Below are 19,907 nucleotides of genomic sequence, written 5' to 3'. Positions count from 1 at the left end.
TGTTGTTACTCCTTACCACATACCAATGACTTTCATCCATAATGTTCCAATAACACCGAAGATTAGCAGATAAATAATTCCTAACAGGAAGTTCATCTTCCACCATTCGCCCTGTTTAACGTAACCTGTCGTAGCTAAAATTGATGCGGGCCCGTTAGCATAGTGAGTTGTTGAAGCGTTAATTGCACCAGTGAATGCAAGTAGCATTGCAGCTAACTTAAGTGGTGCACCAGTTGCAACTGCAACTGATAGGAATGGTAAGTAAAGTGCTGTTATATGAGCTGTACCACTGGCAAAGAAGTAGTGAGTATAGAACATTAAGATAACTAAGATCAACAGTACGATTTGCCAACTAACACCGTGCAAACTTGTTTGAATTGTCTTGGAGAACCAATCAATGAAGCCAAAGGAAATCAGTTTACCGGCCATAAAGACTAAGATTGACAGCCAAATCAGAATATTCCAAGCACCAGTTTGCTTTAAGGCGTCGTTCATTGTTAAGACGCCAGTTAACAGAAGCAAACCAACAGCTAAGAAAGCAACAAAAGTAGAATCTAATTGTGGAATTTTAATAATTCCAGATAAAACCCAAAGAATGATTGCAATCAAGAAGACACCAGCCATAATTTTTTCAGGTTTTGAGACTGGTCCCATTTCTGTTAACCGATCGTCAGCCCATTTTTTAGCATTCGGTGTTTCCTTAATCTCTGGTGGGAAAATCTTATAAATAACAATTGGCACAACAATCGTGGCAACAATTACTGGAACTAATGCGGCGATAAACCAACTAATCCAACTCATGTTATAACCCTTTTGGGCAGCCATTTGTGAAGCAACCAAGTTTGGTGCCGCACCAGTAATAAACAATGCCGTTGAGATTGTGTTAGCATGAAAGGCCATAAAGTCTAAATATGCACCAATCTTCTTTCGTGAAGGATCGTTTGGTTTTGAGCCGTAACTTTCTGAAATTGATTGGGTAACTGGCCAAACTACACCACCAGTACGGGCACTGTTAGAAGGAATTAAAGCTCCTAAAATCAGTTCCAAACCAGTAATTGCGTAACCAATTCCGATTGACTTTTTACCAAAACGCCGGATCATCCAGTAAGCAATCCGATTACCTAAACCAGTCTTACTAATGCCGTAGGCCATAATGAAAGCCATCGCAATTAGCCATGCAGCTGAATTACTGAATGCACTCAAGATACCCTTGGTGACAACACCTGTTTTGGGATCAACAACATCGCCAATTGGGGCAAGTCCAACCAAAACAGTTACAATCAGACCAATTAAAGTTGTTCCCCCAATTGGCAGCGGCTTTGTGATACAACCAACAATTGTCGCAACAAAGACGGCAAACATTTCCCAAGCTTGCGGTGTTAACCCGGCTGGTCGCCAAGGCGTAATACACCACAGGACAATTCCAATTATTAAAGGCCAAATAAAGCCTTTATAATTCACTTTTTCTAAAGTTTTCATAATTATCCTTCTTTATTATTCAAAGGCGATATATATCGTCAATAATCTTATAACCCTTTTCAGCAAGCTTAGTGTCAACCCAGTCTAAATTGCCAGTACCATCATGATAACTTGCAGCTTTAGCATCGTCTTCTTTGTGAAAAGCCTGAACCTTTGGCAATAGTTCTGCAGCATCTTCGCGGCCTACTCTAACAACCCCATCAGCATCACCTAAGATAATATCTCCGGGATAAACACTGGTATTACCACATGAAATTGGTACATTAATTTCCCCAGGACCTTCTCGATAAGGTCCATTAGGTGTTGTACTAACCGCATAAATTGGCAAATCCCAATCTCTTAATGTATCAATGTCGCGCATTGGTCCATCAATGACAACTCCGGCAACATGTCGTTGGTCTCTCAGCCACGTCATCATTACTTCACCGATAATAGCGCGAGTATTGTCGCCTTCATTATCAATCACAACCACATCGCCTGGGTGACAATATTTTAATGCGGCAAATATTGTCAGGTTGTCACCTGGCCGATTATGAACAGTAAAAGCTGGACCGCACATTTCCTTTTTCGGTTTAGACATTAATCTAATCCGCGGTGACATTGCCCCGGTCCTGTTCATACAGTCAGCCACGTTAGATGAAGGTAATTCCGTATATGCTTTAATTACATCTGCATCTGGCAATTCTCTTTTTAAAAAAATTCGCTTGCCATCTTCCATTAAAAACGCCCCTTCTAATCTAAATTGACACCTGACAGAACTTCTTGCATCTTATCAGCTGAATTAAGCATTTTGGCTTGTTCTTCATCTGATAATTTTGTTTCAATAACATGACTAATTCCTGTACCATCAATAGCAGTTGGTGTTCCTAAGTACAGATCATGCTTAATACCATATTCACCATTAATTGGTGCGGACAATGGCAAAACAATCGCGTGATTATCCAAAATTGCGCCGACAATCTGAGCTAACATTACAGCAATACCATAGAAAGTGGCACCTTTATTTTCAATAATGTTGCCACCCTTTTGCCGAACATCACTTTCAATAGCAGCTAAAACATCATCATTAATTTCATCATAATCACGCAAGGCTTTACCAGCAACTACAGATTCATCAAAATTCTCAAATGATGTGTCACCATGTTCACCAAGAACCATTGAGTTAATACTTGCAACGGGAACATTTAACTTTTTAGCCAATTCAACTTGTAAACGAGCTGAGTCGAGAGAAGTACCTGTTCCAATAACTTTATTCTTAGGAAAACCTGACAACTTTTGAGTTAAAGTAGTCAAAATGTCAACTGGGTTTGCAGAAACTACAAAGACACCATTAAAGCCTGAATCAACAACTGGTTGAACGATACTCTTTAAAATATTGACATTCTTGTTAACTAAATCCAATCTGCTTTCACCAGGTTTACGTGGCACACCAGCAGTAATAACTACAACGTCAGCATCTTTTGCATCGGAATATTCACCTGGATGGATGTTGCATTCACCAGCAAATGGAATAATGTCTTCAAGATCCATTGAGTCCCCAATTGGGCGTTTCTTCACAACATCAGCAATAATTAATTCATTTACTTTTGTGTGTTGAAGTAAATCGTTAGCAAAAGTTGAGCCAACTGCGCCATCACCAACAAGTAATACTTTTCTGTTCATAGTCAAGTTTCCTTTCAAAAATTTAAAAACATTGTACTTAATTACACAAATTATTATAAATCCGATTAGTATGTTTTTCAATATTTAAAATAAATAATTTTATTTTTAAATATTTTAATTAAGCTAATCTGCTGCATTTTGGACAAAAAAAGAAACCATTTCATTTGAAATAGTTTCTTTGTGATTAATTTTATTAATAATTACTTGTTACTTTTTTGAACAAACTCTGTCATCTGGATACCAGCTTGACGACCAAAAACAACAGTTTCAGCGATTGAGTTACCGCCAATTCGGTTGTTCCCGTGCAATCCACCTGAGACTTCACCAGCAGCATACAAGCCCTTAATGATATTACCATTTGTATCCAAAACTTCAGTTTTTGGCGTAATATGAATTCCACCCATCGTGTAGTGAATTGCAGGATGAATATGAATTGCATAGTACGGACCGTGATCAATTGAACGATCCATTCCAGTTGTTCTGCCAAACTCTGTATCATTTTTAGCGGCAACAGCATCATTCCAGTTTTTAACGGTTACTTCCAAATTAGCAGCATCAACGCCCATTTCTTGAGCCAGGTCACTAAGTGTCTCGCCATGTTTAACTAAACCAACATGATCATAAAATTCAACTGCAGTAAAGTTATCACGGATACCTTGATCAAATACTAAATAAGCGCCGTCTTCATGTAAATTAGTAATTGCATCAGAGACAATCTTTCTAGTATTCAATTCGTTAACAAACCGTTGTCCAGCTTGATTAATTAAAATTGCACCTTCACCGCGAAGACCTTCACCAATTAAGTAAACGTGATCGGTATCAGTTTGAGCTGTTGGGTGAACTTGAATAAAGTCCATTTGTTCTAACTGGGCATCAATTGTACTTGCCAGTTTCAAACCGTCACCAGTGGCACCAGGTTGGTTAGTTGTCTTATATTCAGCTAAGTCTGGACGGTACTTTTTAATCATTTCTTTAGAAGCACCAAAACCACCTGAAGCAAGCATAACTGCCTTAGCATTAACGGTTTTAACGCCAGCATCAGTCTCAACTTCAATTCCAGTAACTTGCTTTGCATCGTTTTCAATTAACTTAATTACTTTAGAATTATTGAAAACAGGAATGTTATCCTTTTGAACTTGCTTCAAAGAACCTGTAACAAGGTAGCCGCCAACTGGAGCCATTGATGCTGGACGGTGAGCACGCTTCTTGCTCATTCCACCAGTAATCGTTAAATTGGTTAATTCAATTCCATGTTCCATTAACCAACTAATAGCAATTGCTGAATGATCGACAAAGTAGCGTAAAAGGTCGCGATCGTTCATTAAACCGCCGCCCTTTAAGGTTTCTTGGTAAAAATCTTCTTTATTATCAATAATGCCGTCATTTAATTGCACTAAACTTTCGGAAGCGTTCATCCCAGATGATGCCCGGTTAGTGTTACCACCCAACGCATCGTTTTTTTCAAAAATTGCGACATTTAAGCCTAATTCATGTGCTTGAATAGCAGCAGTCAGACCAGCACCACCAGCACCAACAATTACTGCATCATAATTACTTTTGATTTCAGAACTTTGATTTGGGGTAAAAATAAATTTTGCCATATTTCTCCTCTATTAATTATTCTTCAGGTTTTGTCCGGTCAATATTGGTCATTTGCATGTAATCCATCCACTCATCATATTGAGCTTCCGTAACTTTACCGCTCTTTAAAGCTGCTTCTTTCAAGGTAGTACCTTCTTTATCAGCAGCCTGGGCAATCTTAGCAGCGTCATGGTAACCAATATGTGGTGATAATGCAGTTACAGTCATCAATGAATCTTCCAATAATTCGTCCATTCTTGCAGAATTGACAGTTAGACCAGCAATCATTTTATCAGCAAACCCAGTGATTGTACCAGTTAAAATATCACAAGAATCTAAAAATGCAGCAATCATCACTGTCTTAAAGACGTTCATTTCAAAATTACCTTGTGAAGCAGCAAAAGTAATTGTTGTATCATTACCAAAAACTTTAGCAGCAGCCATTGTGACAGCTTCAGCTTGTGTTGGGTTAACTTTACCCGGCATAATTGATGAACCTGGTTCATTAGCAGGGATATTTAATTCATGGTAACCAGCACGAGGACCTGAAGCCAAGAAGCGAATATCTTGAGCAATCTTGAACATATCAGCAGCTAAAGTCTTCAAAGCACCGTGAACAACATCAAGACCGGAATGATGAGCTAAGCCCCAGAATTTATTAGTCTTAACTTCAAAAGTATGACCGTAAACTTCCGATAACTTACCGGCAATCTTTTCAGTCATTCCTGGTGCAGCGTTTAATCCCGTACCAACAGCCGTACCACCGATTGCTAATTCGTACAAGGTTGGCTTTAATTCCTTGATGTAAGCCAAATCATGCTTCAAAGCTGAAATATAACCGGATACTTCTTGACCAAAAGTAACAGGTGTTGCATCTTGCAAGTGAGTCCGACCAACCTTAACTGTCTTCCAATATTTGTCTTGCTTAATCTTTAATTCATCAATTAAATGTTGAATAGCTGGTTCTAACTTGTCCAAAGCTTCAACTGCCACAATATTCATTGCAGTTGGGTAAGTATCATTGGATGATTGTCCCCGATTGACATCATCATTTGGCAAAATGTCTAAACCTGGATGAAGCTTATTAGCTAAATTTGCAACAACTTCATTAACATTCATATTACTTTGAGTACCTGAACCAGTTTGCAAAACGTGCAATGGAAAATCTTTACGCAAATCAACATCATCTAGCTTTAAAAGCTGGTCAATGGCATCTACTATTGCGGCACCCTTTTCCTTTGGTTCATCCCCTACTTCAACGTTTGATTGAGCAGCGGACTTCTTCAATTGCAAAAATGCCCGAATAATAGCTAATGGCATTAACTCACCACTTGGGAAGTTATTGCGGCTGCGTTCGGTTTGTGGACCCCATAATGCATCTTTAGGAATTTTTACTGGACCAATCGTATCACTTTCAATACGGTATTCTTCTTTGCTCATAATAAGTCTCCTTTTGGGACTGACGTCCTAATATTTTTAAAATTATACTTTAGTTTTTTAAATTCCACATTAATAATACATTTTTTGCTTTTGTTTTTCAATAATCTCAAAATAAAAGGGTATTTTTTAATTTTTGTAATAAAATTATTCAGAAATTTCCTTTTAATTCATTAATACAAATTGATCCAAAAAAGGCCACGTAAAATTTACGTGGTCTTTACTTAATTTAGCTTTAATAAGTGCAACTTGCTAAATAATCTCTGCACCCAAGTTGTTTTTCATATTTTCTAGAGCAAAGCGATGATTTTCCGGTGTTGTTCCGGCTACGCCAGCTTGATGGACAACAACTTTATACCCCAAATTGTAAGCATAAATTGCTGTCTGCAGGACACAAATATCTGTGCAGACACCAACTAAATGAAGTGTTTTAACATTGCGCATGCGCAAGTCAAGGTCAAGATTAGTTCCAACAAAAGAGCTATAACGTGTCTTATCCATTTGCCAAACTTTATCAGATTTGTTTTCTTCATACCAAGTCTTTAGTTCGCCATAGAAATCGCGGCCGCTTGTACCTTCAATATTATGCGGTGGAAACAGCTTGCTTTCTGGATGAAACGGGTCGTTAAGATGATGACAATCTGTTGGTAAAACAACATAATTACCATCCGCAACAAATTGCTTAGCCAGCTTCATAATTGTTGGCTCGCAATCTTATCCAGCCTTCCCGCAAGTTAGGGACCCATGATCGTCAACGAAGTCATAAGTATAATCAATAATTAAAAGTGCTTCTTTATTTTCCATATGCTTTCTCCAAGTAATAAAATCTAAACATTAATCACAATTATACTATATTTTTTAATATAAACCGAATTATTTTTGTAACATCAAGCAAATTTTGCTAAAAATTGTTAATTATACTTTCAGCGTTTCAGCGTTAATTGCAACAATCACAGTTGATAAGGACATCAGAATTGCCCCAAAAGCAGGATCTAACATAATCCCCAGTGGAGCCAAAATACCGGCAGCTAATGGGAGGGCAATAATATTGTACCCTGCACCCCACCATAAATTTTGAACAGTCTTGCGGTGAGTATTTTGCGCCAATTCTAAAAAGTCAATGATATCTGATGGCCGGCTATTAACCAAAACCACATCTGCAGAATCAACCGCAACATCAGTACCAGCACCAATGGCAACGCCAATATCTGCCCGTGCTAGGCTTGGTGCATCATTAATTCCATCACCGACCATCATGACCTTGTTGCCTTGCTCTTGCAATTTGACAACAATTTTTTCTTTATCAGCAGGCATTAATTCAGCATGAACCTCACTAATCCCTAATTGCTGAGCAATGCTTTGCGCTGCCTGCTGATTATCACCGGTTAACATCACAGGAGTAATGTTGTGCTGCTTAATCTTGCTAATTAACGAAGCTGCATCTGGTTTAATCTGGTCACCAACAGCCACATAGCCTAATATCTGCTGGCCTTGGACCAAGTAGCTAACGGTATAATCGCTAACTGCAACTTGCGGAAAGTCATGAACTTGCTCACGGGCGGCTTTTTCATTAATTAAAAAATATTCCTCACCAGCAACTGTCGCCATAACTCCCTTACCAGTAAGATTTTTACTATTAGCAATCGGTAAAAGTGGAATTTCATGAGCATGTGCAAACTGTAAAATACTTTGGGCAATTGGGTGTGTTGAATCTTGCTCAAGTGAAGCAATCAGCGTCATTACCCGTTTTGATGACATTTGTTCATCTAAACTATCATACTTGCGAACCTGAAACTTGCCTTCAGTCAACGTGCCAGTTTTATCAAGCAGTAAATAATTAATTTTGGGGCTAATATCAATCACATTCCGGTTCCTAATTAATAAACCGTGCTTAACTCCAAGAGACATACTCTTGGCACTAACTAACGGAATTGCCAATCCCAATGCGTGCGGACAAGCAATTACCAAAACTGTCACCATTCGTTCAAGTCCGGCAGCAATCCCCTGATTGGCAGTCCAAACAATTAGAGCAATTATGCCAATAATTAATGCAGCGTAAAATAACCAACCTGATACTTGAGCGGCAAGAGTTTGCAATTTTGACTTGTTCATCTGCGCAGATTGAACTAACTGATTAACATTAGCCAAGAAGCCGCTGTTTGCCGAATTAGTTACTTTAATTGTCAATTTCCCTGAGCCATTAATTGCACCGCCGATTACGTGGTCACCTTTTTGGCGTGTGATTAAACGCGCCTCTCCAGTAACCAAAGATTCATTAACGTCACTTGATCCCTCAATGATAATGCCATCAAGTGGAATACTTTCACCGGACTTTACTACTACCACATCGCCACTTTTGACTTGCGCCAAGGGAACATCACTTATTCCCTTATCATTTTGGATATGAACTCGATCAGGCAGTAATTTAGCCAAATCATTAACTGAACTGCCAGCCCGCATAACCGAATTCATCTCAATCCAGTGGCCTAATAGCATAATCAAAATCAAAGTCGCTAGTTCCCAGAAAAAGTCCATCACGTGATGAGAACTTGAATTGAGATTATTCTGAATAAAGGCATACAGACTATAAATGTAGGCTGTAATAATCCCCAGTGAAATTAGCGTCATCATTTCTGGCTTCTTATCTTTTAATTCATAAAAAGCCCCCTTAAGAAATGGCTCGCCACCGTAAATAAATAGGGCAGTCGCAAATAGCATCACGACCCATTCTGAACCAGGAAAAGAAAACTGGAAGAACAAATGAACGCCCATTGCGGGACTCAAAAATAAAATTGGTAACGCTAAAATTAATGAGAACCAAAATTTTTGTTTCAGATTACCCATGTGCATCATGTGCCCGCCATACATCATCATATCGCTATTGTGCATTGGCATCTTGTTATCATGCATCATTGGCTGTTTATGCCCCATCTGCATTTTATGATTATCTGTCATGTTCATTTTTGCCAAAATAAATCAGTCCCATCTTTTACAATTAACTTTGTCTAGTCTGCACTTTTAATCTACTGTGGTAAACGATGGATGTCAAAAATTCGATACTAAAAAATCTAGGATTATAATCCTAGATTTTCATTAACTATTTTGCTAATTTTGCTTTACGATAAAAGTGACATGCTAAACCGATAATTAAACCAATTAAGGCGGGAATAATCCAATCCATTCCAATTGCCGCAAATGGCAGAATTTTTAATTGGAATGCGCGAACTTGCAGTGCCCAATGCATTTGACTAATAACCGGCGGGAACGAAGCAATCATATCGAAGATTGCAGGAATAACTGTAAATACAACTACCCAGAAATAAACTATCGGGTCATGGTCAAACCAACTAGCTGTGATTGACAAAATGATTAGAACCATCGCAATTGGATAAATGAACATCAGCATTGGCGTTGACCAAGAAATGATTGTATCCAAGCCGCAGTTAGCAGTTAAAAATGAGGCAAAGGTCATAATGCCAAGCCAGGCATGATAACTAACCTTGCTAAAACTGCGGTGAAAGTCTTGGGCAAATGCGGCAATTAAGCCAACGGCAGTTGTCAAACAAGTTAAGGTAACCAAAGTTGCTAATAAAGCATGTCCAATATTACCTAAGTAATAGGTAACAATTTGGTTAAAGACAGTCCCACCATCTGGTGAAATCTTGTAATGATTAAGTGTAGTTGAGCCAAGCCAAATCAAGATAATATAGATGATACCAATTGCACCAGTAGCTAATACTCCAGCACGAGCAGTAACCTTGGCGTTGCTCTTGGCACTTGTCTTACCTAGTTGGCGAACAGCTGAAACAATCGTATAACCGAAGGCTAGGCCTGCTAAGGCATCCATTGTGTTATAGCCTTCCAAAAAGCCGTTAAAAAATGGGGCACTTTGATAAGCTGCAGTTACTGGCTGGTGTTTTGCTGCTCCCATTGGCGAACAAAAGGCCATTAAGAAAATTACAAAAAGCAATATCAAGAAAATTGGATTTAAAATTCGACCAATACTGTCTAAAATTGTTGATTGCTCATACGAAATAATAAATGCCAAAATAAAGAAAATCGCGGAAAATATCAGCAATCCAGGCTTAGCTAATTTTTGCGGTAAAACTGGCTGTAATCCAACCGAAAAAGAAATACTCGCTGTTCTTGGCGTAGCAAATAATGGCCCTAGTGTTAAGTGAATTAAAACCATAAAGACCAAGGCAAACTTGGGCCCCAACGGCCGACCAATATCAAAAACTCCTTTAGCATGACTGGCACTAATTGCCAAAACTGCACATAGTGGCAGGAGCACGGCAGTAATTAAAAAGCCAATCGTGGCAATTCCCCAATTAGCACCGGACATTTGTCCTAGATGAATTGGAAAGATTAAGTTTCCTGCTCCAAAAAATAATCCAAATAGTAATGAAGCAACAACTAAATATTGTTTCCACGTAAGTGGTTTGGTATTTACGTCTTGTTCAATTTCTTCCATTTAATTAACCTCCAGTTTTATTTAATGCAATAAGTTCGTTATTATTGCTAGCACACGTATTTTTTCAAAATTGTCACTTCCTAAAAAACGAATTACAAGGTAACTAAAAAAGCACCCTTGATTATAAAAAATCAAGGGTGCTTTGGCACGGTACCACCTATCTTACTGTTAAATCTAGCTTTGACTAAATTTAGCAGTCACTTCACGTACGGCAATTACTTGCGATACGCTAACACGTTAATGGGTGTTACCAATACTAGCTACTATTACTTCACTAGATAGCTCAAAGTTACTTTCCAGTTGCTGTCGTGGTTCATTTTCACCATCTGAACTCTCTGTGGCACTACTTGCAACTGTACTCTTCTTTTCTTCGCTTGTTAAATATTAATAATATTCTAATCATCGACCCATTTTTTGTCAACTAAAAAACAAAAAAGTTTGGTGCAATGAACAACTATGCCTCTGCCCGAGCTGCTCTTTCTTTAACAAAATGACAAACAAGTCCGATAACTAAGCCAATAAGAGCAGGAATTAGCCAATCCATCCCAATTGCCGCAAACGGTAAGTACTTAAGCTGCACGACATGTAAATTCAAAGCCCACGAACTTTGACTAATTACTGGCGGCAAGGCTGCAACCATGTCTAAAAAGGCTGGAACTAAGGTAAACAATACAACCCAAAAGTAAACAACAGAATCACGGTGAAATAGTGGTGACGTAATTGACAACAGAATTAGTACCATGGCAAATGGATAAAGGAACATCAACATTGGCGTTGACCAAGAAATAATCGTATCAAGGCCAAAATTAGCGGTCAAAAATGATGCTAAAGTCATCAAAAACAGCCAAGTATGGTAGCTCACTTTAGAAAAACTACGATGAAAATCTTGGGCAAATGCGGCAATTAAGCCGACAGCAGTTGTTAAACAAGTAACGGTAATCAATGTTGCTAATAGTGCATGCCCGAAACCACCAAGATAATAGGTAACAATTTGATTAAAGGCAACCCCACCATCTGGCGACAACTTGTAATGATTTAATGTCGTAGCGCCAAGCCAAATTAATGCAATGTATATTAAGCCAATCGTACCTGTTGCCAAAACGCCGGCTTTAGCGGTTACTTTGGCATTACTCTTAGCAGTCGTCTTTCCCATTTGGCGGACAGCAGTTACCACTGTTACCCCAAAAGCCAGCCCAGCCAAGGCGTCCATCGTATTATATCCTTGCAAAAAGCCGTTAAAAAATGGTGCTTGCTGGTAGGCAGTAGTAACTTTTTGCGCATTAGCACGACCCATTGGTGAGAAAAAGCCTAGCAAAAAAATTACGAACAATAACAGCAAAAAGAGTGGATTTAAGATTTTACCGATACTAGTTAAAATATTTGATTCCTTATAAGCAACCAAAAAGGCACAAATAAAAAATAATGCCGAAAAAATAAACAGACCGACTTGTGCCCATGACTTAGGCAGCATTGGCAAAACGCCAACTGTAAACGAAATACTGGCAGTACGCGGTGTCCCAAAAAGTGGGCCGATAGTCAAGTGAATTAAGACCATAAAGACCAAGGCAAACGCGGAACCCAGCGGCAGACCGATGTCATAGACCCCCTTTGCATGTGTCATACTAATTGCTAAAACTGATAGTAACGGCAGTAAGACTGCAGTTACCAAAAAGCCAAGGGTCGCCTGTCCCCAATTCGCTCCTGCCATTTGGCCCAAGTGAATTGGGAAAATCAAATTACCAGCACCAAAAAATAGCCCAAACAGTAACGAGGCAACAACTAAATACTGCTTCCAAGTTAATGGTTTTTGATTAACATCTTGTTCTAACTCATCCATACTTAACCTCCATTTTAATAAATTGTCTAACTTTTACTCGGATGCTAATTTTAACTTTCATGAGTCCATCACCTGCCCTATTTTTAGCAATAAAAAAGCACCCTTGATCTTACTTCAAGGGTGCTTATTCGGCATGGTACCACCTATCTTACTGTTAAATCCAGCTTTGCCTAAATTCAGCAGTCACTTCACGTACGGCTTTACTGCGATACGCTAACACGTTAATGGGTGTTACCAACTCTAGTTACTTTGTTCACCAGATAGCTCCAAGGGATTTTCTGTTTGCATTCGTGGTTCCATTTCAGTAGCCGGAACTCTCTGTGCATTACCTGCAAACATACTTTTCTTTTCATTGCTTTTTAAATATTAAAAATATTTTAATAATTAACTCATTATTTGTCAAGCGGGAGGTAAATTATTTTAATTCCTTGCCCATAATGCCTGATAATAAAAAGCCTTGTAGCATTTTTAAAGTGCAACAAGACTTTTTTGTTTTTTACCACATTCCAATTACCTTAGTCCAAAGCAATCCGCCGCCAAGCCAGATAACGTTAAGGACAACCCCAATAATTGCACTTAATTTCCACCAATCTTTATTAGATACATATCCAGTTGATGAAAGTAAAGCAGCAGGACCAGCAGAATAAGTTGACGTTGACAAGTATAGTGAGCCATCAAGAGCCAGCATTAAGGCTGCCATCAATGGTGGCACGCCAGCACCGATTGCAACTGACAAGAATCCAGCATACAAAGCAGAAATCTGCGTTGTAATACTTGGGAACAAGTAATGCAAGTAAAAGTAAACCAAGTAAAGAATTACTAAAACCCAAATCCAGTTCATGCCGTGTAGTGCGTTACCCAAGGTCTTTGAGAACCATGGGAAGAAGCCTAATGTCATTAACTTCTGAGACATTAACATGATAATTGACAGCCAAGTTAAAATGTTCCAAGCAAAACTTTGACCAAGTAAGTCCTTAACATTAATTACTCCCGTAATCAATAATAAGGCTACGGCAATAAAACTAACTTCAGTTGCGTCGATCCCGATTTTAGAACCTACAAGCCATAAGATAACTGCCAAGATAAAGACAGCAGCCATGATCTTTTCTGCAACTGTCGTTTTACCCAATTCTTTTAATTTGGCATCTGCCCAAGCATGAGCATTTGGTGTTTCTTTAACTTCAGGCGGATAAATCTTATATAAAATAAATGGAACAACAAGTAACGAAATAATTCCTGGGACAATTGCAGCAATAAACCATTGCATCCATGAAATCGAAACGTTCTGCGTCTTAGCGATTCCCAATGCCACCATGTTACCAGCTAGGCCAGTAAGAAACATGGTTGAAGTAACAATGTTGACTTCGTATTCATTAAAGACCAAGAATGAACCCATTTTTCTTTGGGTTCCCTTTTTAGGATCTGAACCCATTTCTTTTGATAAATTATCAATGATTGGGTACATGATACCGTTAACCCGGGCATTATTACTTGGAATACCGATTGCCAATACCGTTTCAACCATTGATAAGGCATATGCCAAGCCTAAAGTTCTCTTGCCGAATGTCTTAACAAAGAAATAAGCAATTCTTTTGCCCAAGCCTGACTTAATAAAGCCAGCAGCCATGAACATACACATTGCAACCATCCAGGCAGTTGAATTACCAAAGCCGGCCGCAACTTCGTCCATTTTAAAGATACCAGTTAAGGTAGCAACAACAATGGCAATAATCGTGACTGCCATCATCGGTAAGGGCTTAGTAACACAGGCAATGATTGTTGCAATAAAGATTGCAAACAAATGCCAAGCAGGAACACTGATTGCTCCTGGCTTTAATGGCGTTAATAGCCATAAAATGATGCCGACTGCTAAGGGCAGCACCCATTTTTTCCACTGAAATTTGTCTAACATTAGTTCTCTCCTTCACTTTTGGCGTTACTAATTGCCTGCTTAACTGCAGCTTTAAAGGCAGCACTAGTTACACTCGCGCCACTAACTGCATCGACATCAGTAGTCTGCTTAGCCAGCATTTCTTTAGTTAACGCCGGAATGGCACGTCCACCAAGAGATGGCGTTTCTTTTTGCTGTAAAGTTTCAATATTGGTAATTTGATTGTCACTTACAGTTGCACGGACAACAATCGGAACGTCGTTGATTCCGTTTTCACTAATTCCAATCCCTTGATTTGGACCAGCTTCATAGTCACTTGAGGAAGCATGAGCATCAGATTTCAATTCTGGTGCCTTACTTGCATGACTAATAAGGTCAAAGTCGACAATCTTCCGTTTTGGCCATGCGGCATTTTCTCCCGCAATTTTGCCAGAAATTAGTAAATCTGCAATACTGTTAGCACCAATATACTTAGTAGCAAAAATGTCGCCTAATTCCCCCGCTTCATACAGATGTGGAATTACATTATCAGCCATATCAAGTACTTCACAATTTTCATTGCGGCGGGCGCCACCATGAGTATGTAAAATATTATGCCGAATTGGAATTGCATAGTATGGACCAGCACCAAAGGCACGCATTGTTTCAATGTTCCTGTTCAAAAGCAGATCGCGCTTAGTTACTTCAGTTACAAAGCCAAAATCTTCAACGGCTTGCAGCAATTTAGGTGCATTAATCTTCTCACCTAATTTTGGAATTGTATCAGCTTTAATTGCATAGGAGATTAGTTCTTTAATTTGGTCGGCCTTATCAGAAGTGTCATTAGCCAATTGCTCATATTGTCTTTGGTCCATCACAATGTGCGGGTGATTTTGGTTCGGCAACATAATCCAGTTACCATGATTATATTTATAACCATGACGGTCTTCTTCATCTTCGCGATAGTAACGGGTACCATCATCACCTGCGACAAAAATACTGCCGTTAAACAAACTCTTCCAGTTAATCATGTAGGCAAATTTTTCTCTTGGTTTGCCTTCGTTCAGTGAAAAGCCGTGAGAATCATAGTTAGACATGTGCCATAAACGCGCACCAGCTTCAACAGCCAAATCGATCCCTTTACCTTGGTTATATAAAGTTCCAATTGGTGCCAATGATCCTTGTCCCAAAAAGTTCTGCACCATATCTTGGTTATTTTCAAAGCCACCACATGATAGAATCACACCATTCTTGGCAGCTACATAACGAACTTGCCCTTGGTGCTTAATTTGAACACCAAGAATTGTTTTCGTTTCTGGATCTTGAATTAGATGTTGTGCTGGACTTGAAAACCAAATATCAATTTTGTCTAGTCGTTCATAAACTTTTTTGCGTAATAACTTCCAAAAGCCGCCATTATACATTCCTTGGGTCATTGATTGTGAACGCATCGTATCTGCATGGCGATATTCTGGGTATTCACCTTGAGGTCTTCTGCCTGTGTATTGGGCATCAATTCCAAAATATTCTTTTGAATATTCTTTCATTTGTAAAACGTTGTTAACAAACGCGTCTAGATCTTTAGGATCATACTTGAATGGATAATAAGTTTGCTTATAATAATCACGCAAATCATCGAAATTATCACTCCAAGCAAAAGCCCCGCCAGCATAACGGGTATTGCCCCCTTCTTGACCTTCTGGAGCAGAATCAATTAATAAGACTTTGGCATTATTGTCAGCTGCAAATCTGGCAGCGCCAGCGCCAGCACCACCAAAGCCAACAACAATAACATCATAAACTGCATCCCATTTAAGTGTTGAATTGTAAATCAAAATAATTACCTGCACTTTCATAAATCTTTACCAAAAATAAATATATCGGTTTCATAAATATAAATCTACTTTATTTTTAGCTAAAATCATTTTTAAAAAATGCTAATAAACGTTGAATTATCAAGTATTTATTGCTATTATTTAGGCAATTTAATATAATTTAAAAAGATTTACTTATAAATAATATTTATTATTTTTTCAAAAGGAATACAAATGAATGAAAAAGATTTGGTTTATTTTTGCAAATTAGTCGAAATCGGTAATTACACTACTACTGCAGCTTATTTTGAAGTTACACAGCCAACAATCTCAATGGCCATTAAGCGGCTTGCCAAAAAGTTCGACGACCCACTAATTATTCAAAAAAATCGTAAAAGCAAGTTGCTTTTGACTAATGCTGGTGAATTACTTTATCAAAAAGCCAAAATTCTTATCCAAGATATTGCAAGTATTGATTACGATGTTAAACACGCAAGCGACAAAAAAATCCGGCTTGCCTTTTCTGGCGAAGCCGGAAGCTCTTATATCCCCGATGTTATTCAAAAGTTTTTTCAGGCAGGTCTTACCCACCTACTCGATACCCATATTGAACGATCAGCCGATGCTTTTTCCGATCTGACCAATGGCAAAGTAGATGTTGCGATTTATTCATGGATGGTCAAAATCAACGACCCGGATTACTTTATTCATAATTTACACAAAACAGAATTAGTAATCATTACCAGCTTAGATGATTCTTTAAAAGACGTTCATGAGCTCAGTGCCGCACAATTACGTAATAAGCGTTTTATCGCCCGTGAACGTGGTTTCTTAACCAGAGAATGTCTTGAACAGGAAGCAAAACTGGGCAATTTCACGCCTAATATAATTTATACAGCAACAACGATGAAGTTAATGATTGACCTTGTCAAGCGTAATGTTGGGATTGCCTTGGCAATGGAAAGCAGCATTAAAGATGTTCCTGGAATCCATATTGTTCGCCTGCAGCCGGGACAAAAATTATGGGCCTACATGCAGATTGCAATGCGCAAAAGTTTTGTTCCAAACAAGTATCAACGTGAAGGAATTGAAATTTTGCGACATTTTAAACCAGAAAAATAAGCTATTCAGATTTGAATAGCTTATTTTTTATTTTATCTAAGACCAACGAATAATAAGGCAGCTAAAATTCCACCAACAAATGGTCCAACAATTGGAACCCAGCTGTATGCCCAATCTGACTTACCTTTGTTAGCAATTGGCAGTACTTGGTGAGCAAGCCGCGGACCAAAATCACGAGCCGGATTAAGTGCGATTCCCGTAGGACCACCAAGTGAAAAGGCAATCGCGGTAATTAGAGTACCTGCAAGAACAGGATTAAGTGCTGGATTCACGCCGCTCTTGCTAAATGCGAGAAGTCCATATACTAAAACAAATGTTGCTAGCATTTCAGCAAAAAAGTTCCAAAAGTAATTTCTAATGGCAGGTGCTGTAGCAAAACTAGTTAAAATAGCTTCTTGATCTGTAGTTTCCTTCCAATGTGGATAAAACATTAGCCAAACCAAAATGGCACCAACAAACGCGCCGGCAACTTCTGCAAGTATATATGGCAAAACATAAGACCACGAGAAACTACCCGAAACTGCCATAGCGACTGCGACTGCTGGATTGAAGTAGCCGGGAGTTAGCCATTTGACAAAATATACGGAGAAGGTGATTGCCATTCCCCAACCAAAGGCGATACCAACCCAATTAGCACCCTTAGCCTTTGACTTCGACAGTCCCATGTCAGCACAGACACCGTCTCCTAATAAAATCATCATTGCCGTTCCAACAAACTCGCCAAGCAATTGCATACCCAAACTATTATGTAACATCTTAACTCCCAATCTTTCTAAAATTAGTAATTGAATTATTAACCTCATATTTATAAATATTAAACATTGTGGAAGCGCTTGAGTAAAATATATAATATTTTTTCACAATTGTAAATAGTTTTTTAACAAATATTTTTGTGAGCAAAAATGTTGTTATCACAACAAAATTATGATTTTTATTTTTTGACTTTGTGAAATAGTTTGTGAAAATTGTTTTATTAATCAGCAGACAATAAAATATGTAAGTATCGTTAATTTATTGACCAGCATAATGACATAATTATCGGGCTTATTAAGGTTTTAATGACTAGCTTTATAAGTGAAAAATTATTTTGAAAGATACATTTTTACTTAAATATGTGATTTTTTTGCTTTAACAAAAAAATTCCCCAATAACCAAATATTGGGGAATTATTAAATTATTTACTTTTAAAATGTTTGGATTTTATTAAGCGGCCAATAACGTAAGACTACCTTACCAATTATTGCCTTTCTTGTTATCGGACCAAAACGACGTGAATCCTTTGAAATATCACGATGGTCGCCCATTACCCAATAGTGACCTTTAGGAACCCGATACGTAAAATTGGTTGTATATGTTTGGCCAATTGCATTATCAGCTTTTTTATAGTCATTTTCTAGATAGGGTTCTGGCAATAATTTGCCGTTGACGTACAATTTATCATTTTCAGACACGATTTTATCACCTGGCATGCCGATTACCCGCTTAACATAAACTGAACCTGGGGTATCCTTTGCAGCTTTAGGTGCATACAGAACAACTATATCGTTTCGCTTAAAAGAGCTATGACGCGATGCAATCAGCCGCTCATTACTTTCAAAATTGGGTTGCATTGAATCGCCAGATACCCGATCATTCGAAATTACAAAAGTCAGCAGCAGATAACATATTCCTAGGACAACTGCCATCATGACAATCAATTCACGAAAGAAACTGCCCCAACCTTCATCATTATTTTCTTTTTTCATTAAAATCTCTCCTTATATTTTGTTATTATATACCAAAATAAATTGTAAGCAAAAAATCCTTTAGACAATTTTGCCTAAAGGATTTTTAAAAGTATCAGTACTTGTGGTTAGTCAACAAGTACTAATTATTTAATTACTAAAAATAATAATGCGGCCAAGATACCACCAACAAATGGTGCAACAACTGGAACCCAAGCATATGCCCAGTCAGACTTGCCCTTATTAGCAATTGGGAACAATTGGTGAACCAATCTTGGTCCCAAATCACGAGCTGGATTAAGAGCGGCACCAGTTGAACCACCTAATGAAAGGCCAATAGCGCCTAATAATAAGCCGGCAACTAGTGGATTTAGACCTGGAGCAAATTGGCTCTTACTGAAGGCTAATAAGCCAAAGACAAGCATAAATGTGCCAATCATTTCCGCAAAGAAATTCCAGAGATACTTTCTAATGGCTGGTTCAGTTGCAAAAGTACCCAAAATAACATCTTGGTCTTCAGTTGCCGCAAAATGAGGGTAGTATGTCAACCAAACAAGAATACCACCAACAAAGCCTCCGGCAACTTGAGCAACAAAGTATGGCAAAACAGAACTCCAAGGTAAGTTACCAACAATTGCCATTCCCAAGGTAACAGCAGGATTCAAATGTCCTGGACTAAGCCAGCTTACACAGTAAATCCCAAAAGCTAAGGCAAAGCCCCAGCCAAGAGTAATTGCCAGCCAACCGGCACCATTACCTTTTGACTTTTTCAAATTAACAACGGCACAGATGCCATCACCAAACAAAACAAGGATAGCGGTTCCTAAGAACTCGCCAAGCATTTGCATTGCTAAACTATCATGCATTCTTTTTCTCCCTCACTTAAAAAGCATCAATACATTAATTT

The 19,907-nt window shown here is 38.4% G+C and carries 14 protein-coding genes, 1 pseudogene and 1 other annotated feature; of the genes and pseudogenes, 1 reads left to right on the top strand and 14 read right to left on the bottom strand.

All coding sequences use genetic code 11. The annotated features are described in order from the left end of the window. Nucleotides 1-12: 12 nt before the first annotated feature. The 11 genes and pseudogenes from PT278_RS00950 to PT278_RS00900 form a co-directional block, all read right to left on the bottom strand. A complete protein-coding gene (locus PT278_RS00950; RefSeq protein ID WP_277129574.1) occupies nucleotides 13-1,479 on the bottom strand; it encodes a DASS family sodium-coupled anion symporter in 1,467 nt (488 codons plus the stop codon). A 19-nt stretch (nucleotides 1,480-1,498) separates the two neighbouring features. Further along, nucleotides 1,499-2,197, bottom strand: coding sequence for an RraA family protein (locus PT278_RS00945; RefSeq protein WP_277129573.1), 699 nt, complete (start codon nucleotides 2,195-2,197; stop codon nucleotides 1,499-1,501). 14 nt (nucleotides 2,198-2,211) lie between these two features. Further along, a complete protein-coding gene (locus tag PT278_RS00940; RefSeq protein ID WP_277129572.1) occupies nucleotides 2,212-3,141 on the bottom strand; it encodes an L-lactate dehydrogenase in 930 nt (309 codons plus the stop codon). A 200-nt stretch (nucleotides 3,142-3,341) separates the two neighbouring features. Beyond that, nucleotides 3,342-4,742: a flavocytochrome c gene (locus PT278_RS00935; protein WP_277129571.1), complete on the bottom strand. Its 1,401-nt coding sequence runs from the start codon at nucleotides 4,740-4,742 to the stop codon at nucleotides 3,342-3,344. 16 nt (nucleotides 4,743-4,758) lie between these two features. After that, nucleotides 4,759-6,162, bottom strand: coding sequence for a class II fumarate hydratase (locus PT278_RS00930; protein WP_277129570.1), 1,404 nt, complete (start codon nucleotides 6,160-6,162; stop codon nucleotides 4,759-4,761). Nucleotides 6,163-6,411: 249 nt separating this feature from the next. After that, nucleotides 6,412-6,963: pseudogene (locus PT278_RS00925) on the bottom strand (isochorismatase family cysteine hydrolase). A 111-nt stretch (nucleotides 6,964-7,074) separates the two neighbouring features. Beyond that, nucleotides 7,075-9,114, bottom strand: a complete 2,040-nt coding sequence (locus PT278_RS00920) for a copper-translocating P-type ATPase (protein ID WP_277129569.1) — start codon at nucleotides 9,112-9,114, stop codon at nucleotides 7,075-7,077. A 142-nt stretch (nucleotides 9,115-9,256) separates the two neighbouring features. Next, a complete protein-coding gene (gene brnQ / locus PT278_RS00915) occupies nucleotides 9,257-10,633 on the bottom strand; it encodes a branched-chain amino acid transport system II carrier protein (RefSeq protein ID WP_277129568.1) in 1,377 nt (458 codons plus the stop codon). Between the two features lie 454 nt (nucleotides 10,634-11,087). Further along, on the bottom strand, nucleotides 11,088-12,470 hold the full coding sequence (gene brnQ / locus PT278_RS00910) for a branched-chain amino acid transport system II carrier protein (protein WP_277129567.1): 1,383 nt from the start codon (nucleotides 12,468-12,470) through the stop codon (nucleotides 11,088-11,090). A 113-nt stretch (nucleotides 12,471-12,583) separates the two neighbouring features. Next, nucleotides 12,584-12,832, bottom strand: a binding site (T-box leader). A 134-nt stretch (nucleotides 12,833-12,966) separates the two neighbouring features. Beyond that, a complete protein-coding gene (locus PT278_RS00905) occupies nucleotides 12,967-14,382 on the bottom strand; it encodes a DASS family sodium-coupled anion symporter (RefSeq protein WP_277129566.1) in 1,416 nt (471 codons plus the stop codon). Beyond that, on the bottom strand, nucleotides 14,382-16,175 hold the full coding sequence (locus PT278_RS00900; protein ID WP_277129565.1) for an FAD-binding protein: 1,794 nt from the start codon (nucleotides 16,173-16,175) through the stop codon (nucleotides 14,382-14,384). The genes PT278_RS00905 and PT278_RS00900 overlap by 1 nt, the downstream gene beginning before the upstream one ends. A 213-nt stretch (nucleotides 16,176-16,388) precedes the next feature. Between PT278_RS00900 and PT278_RS00895 the strand changes: the two genes are divergently transcribed. Then, entirely contained in the window at nucleotides 16,389-17,276 is an 888-nt protein-coding gene (locus PT278_RS00895; RefSeq protein WP_277129564.1) for a LysR family transcriptional regulator, read from the top strand. 32 nt (nucleotides 17,277-17,308) lie between these two features. Here PT278_RS00895 and PT278_RS00890 read toward each other — a convergent pair whose 3' ends face one another. From PT278_RS00890 to PT278_RS00880, 3 genes are all read right to left on the bottom strand, one after another. Then, nucleotides 17,309-18,031, bottom strand: coding sequence for an MIP/aquaporin family protein (locus PT278_RS00890; protein ID WP_277129563.1), 723 nt, complete (start codon nucleotides 18,029-18,031; stop codon nucleotides 17,309-17,311). Nucleotides 18,032-18,460: 429 nt separating this feature from the next. Beyond that, nucleotides 18,461-19,021 carry a signal peptidase I gene (lepB, locus tag PT278_RS00885; protein ID WP_277129562.1) on the bottom strand — a complete coding sequence of 187 codons (561 nt, stop codon included), beginning with the start codon at nucleotides 19,019-19,021 and terminating at the stop codon, nucleotides 18,461-18,463. Between the two features lie 125 nt (nucleotides 19,022-19,146). Continuing rightward, nucleotides 19,147-19,866, bottom strand: coding sequence for an MIP/aquaporin family protein (locus PT278_RS00880; RefSeq protein WP_277129561.1), 720 nt, complete (start codon nucleotides 19,864-19,866; stop codon nucleotides 19,147-19,149). Nucleotides 19,867-19,907 lie beyond the last annotated feature (41 nt).

It is taken from the genome of Lactobacillus sp. ESL0703 (assembly GCF_029433435.1).
Taxonomy (GTDB): domain Bacteria; phylum Bacillota; class Bacilli; order Lactobacillales; family Lactobacillaceae; genus Lactobacillus.
Note: the sequence above shows the minus strand (reverse complement) of the source record. Positions and strands in the feature narration are given on the sequence as shown.

Bases quoted from the DNA above. Each gene is read 5' to 3' on its own strand.
- PT278_RS00950 (WP_277129574.1), bottom strand. From the start codon at position 1,479: ATGAAAACTTTAGAAAAAGTGAATTATAAAGGCTTTATTTGGCCTTTA.
- PT278_RS00945 (WP_277129573.1), bottom strand. From the start codon at position 2,197: ATGGAAGATGGCAAGCGAATTTTTTTAAAAAGAGAATTGCCAGATGCA.
- PT278_RS00940 (WP_277129572.1), bottom strand. From the start codon at position 3,141: ATGAACAGAAAAGTATTACTTGTTGGTGATGGCGCAGTTGGCTCAACT.
- PT278_RS00935 (WP_277129571.1), bottom strand. From the start codon at position 4,742: ATGGCAAAATTTATTTTTACCCCAAATCAAAGTTCTGAAATCAAAAGT.
- PT278_RS00930 (WP_277129570.1), bottom strand. From the start codon at position 6,162: ATGAGCAAAGAAGAATACCGTATTGAAAGTGATACGATTGGTCCAGTA.
- PT278_RS00920 (WP_277129569.1), bottom strand. From the start codon at position 9,114: ATGACAGATAATCATAAAATGCAGATGGGGCATAAACAGCCAATGATG.
- brnQ (WP_277129568.1), bottom strand. From the start codon at position 10,633: ATGGAAGAAATTGAACAAGACGTAAATACCAAACCACTTACGTGGAAA.
- brnQ (WP_277129567.1), bottom strand. From the start codon at position 12,470: ATGGATGAGTTAGAACAAGATGTTAATCAAAAACCATTAACTTGGAAG.
- PT278_RS00905 (WP_277129566.1), bottom strand. From the start codon at position 14,382: ATGTTAGACAAATTTCAGTGGAAAAAATGGGTGCTGCCCTTAGCAGTC.
- PT278_RS00895 (WP_277129564.1), top strand. From the start codon at position 16,389: ATGAATGAAAAAGATTTGGTTTATTTTTGCAAATTAGTCGAAATCGGT.
- PT278_RS00890 (WP_277129563.1), bottom strand. From the start codon at position 18,031: ATGTTACATAATAGTTTGGGTATGCAATTGCTTGGCGAGTTTGTTGGA.
- lepB (WP_277129562.1), bottom strand. From the start codon at position 19,021: ATGAAAAAAGAAAATAATGATGAAGGTTGGGGCAGTTTCTTTCGTGAA.
- PT278_RS00880 (WP_277129561.1), bottom strand. From the start codon at position 19,866: ATGCATGATAGTTTAGCAATGCAAATGCTTGGCGAGTTCTTAGGAACC.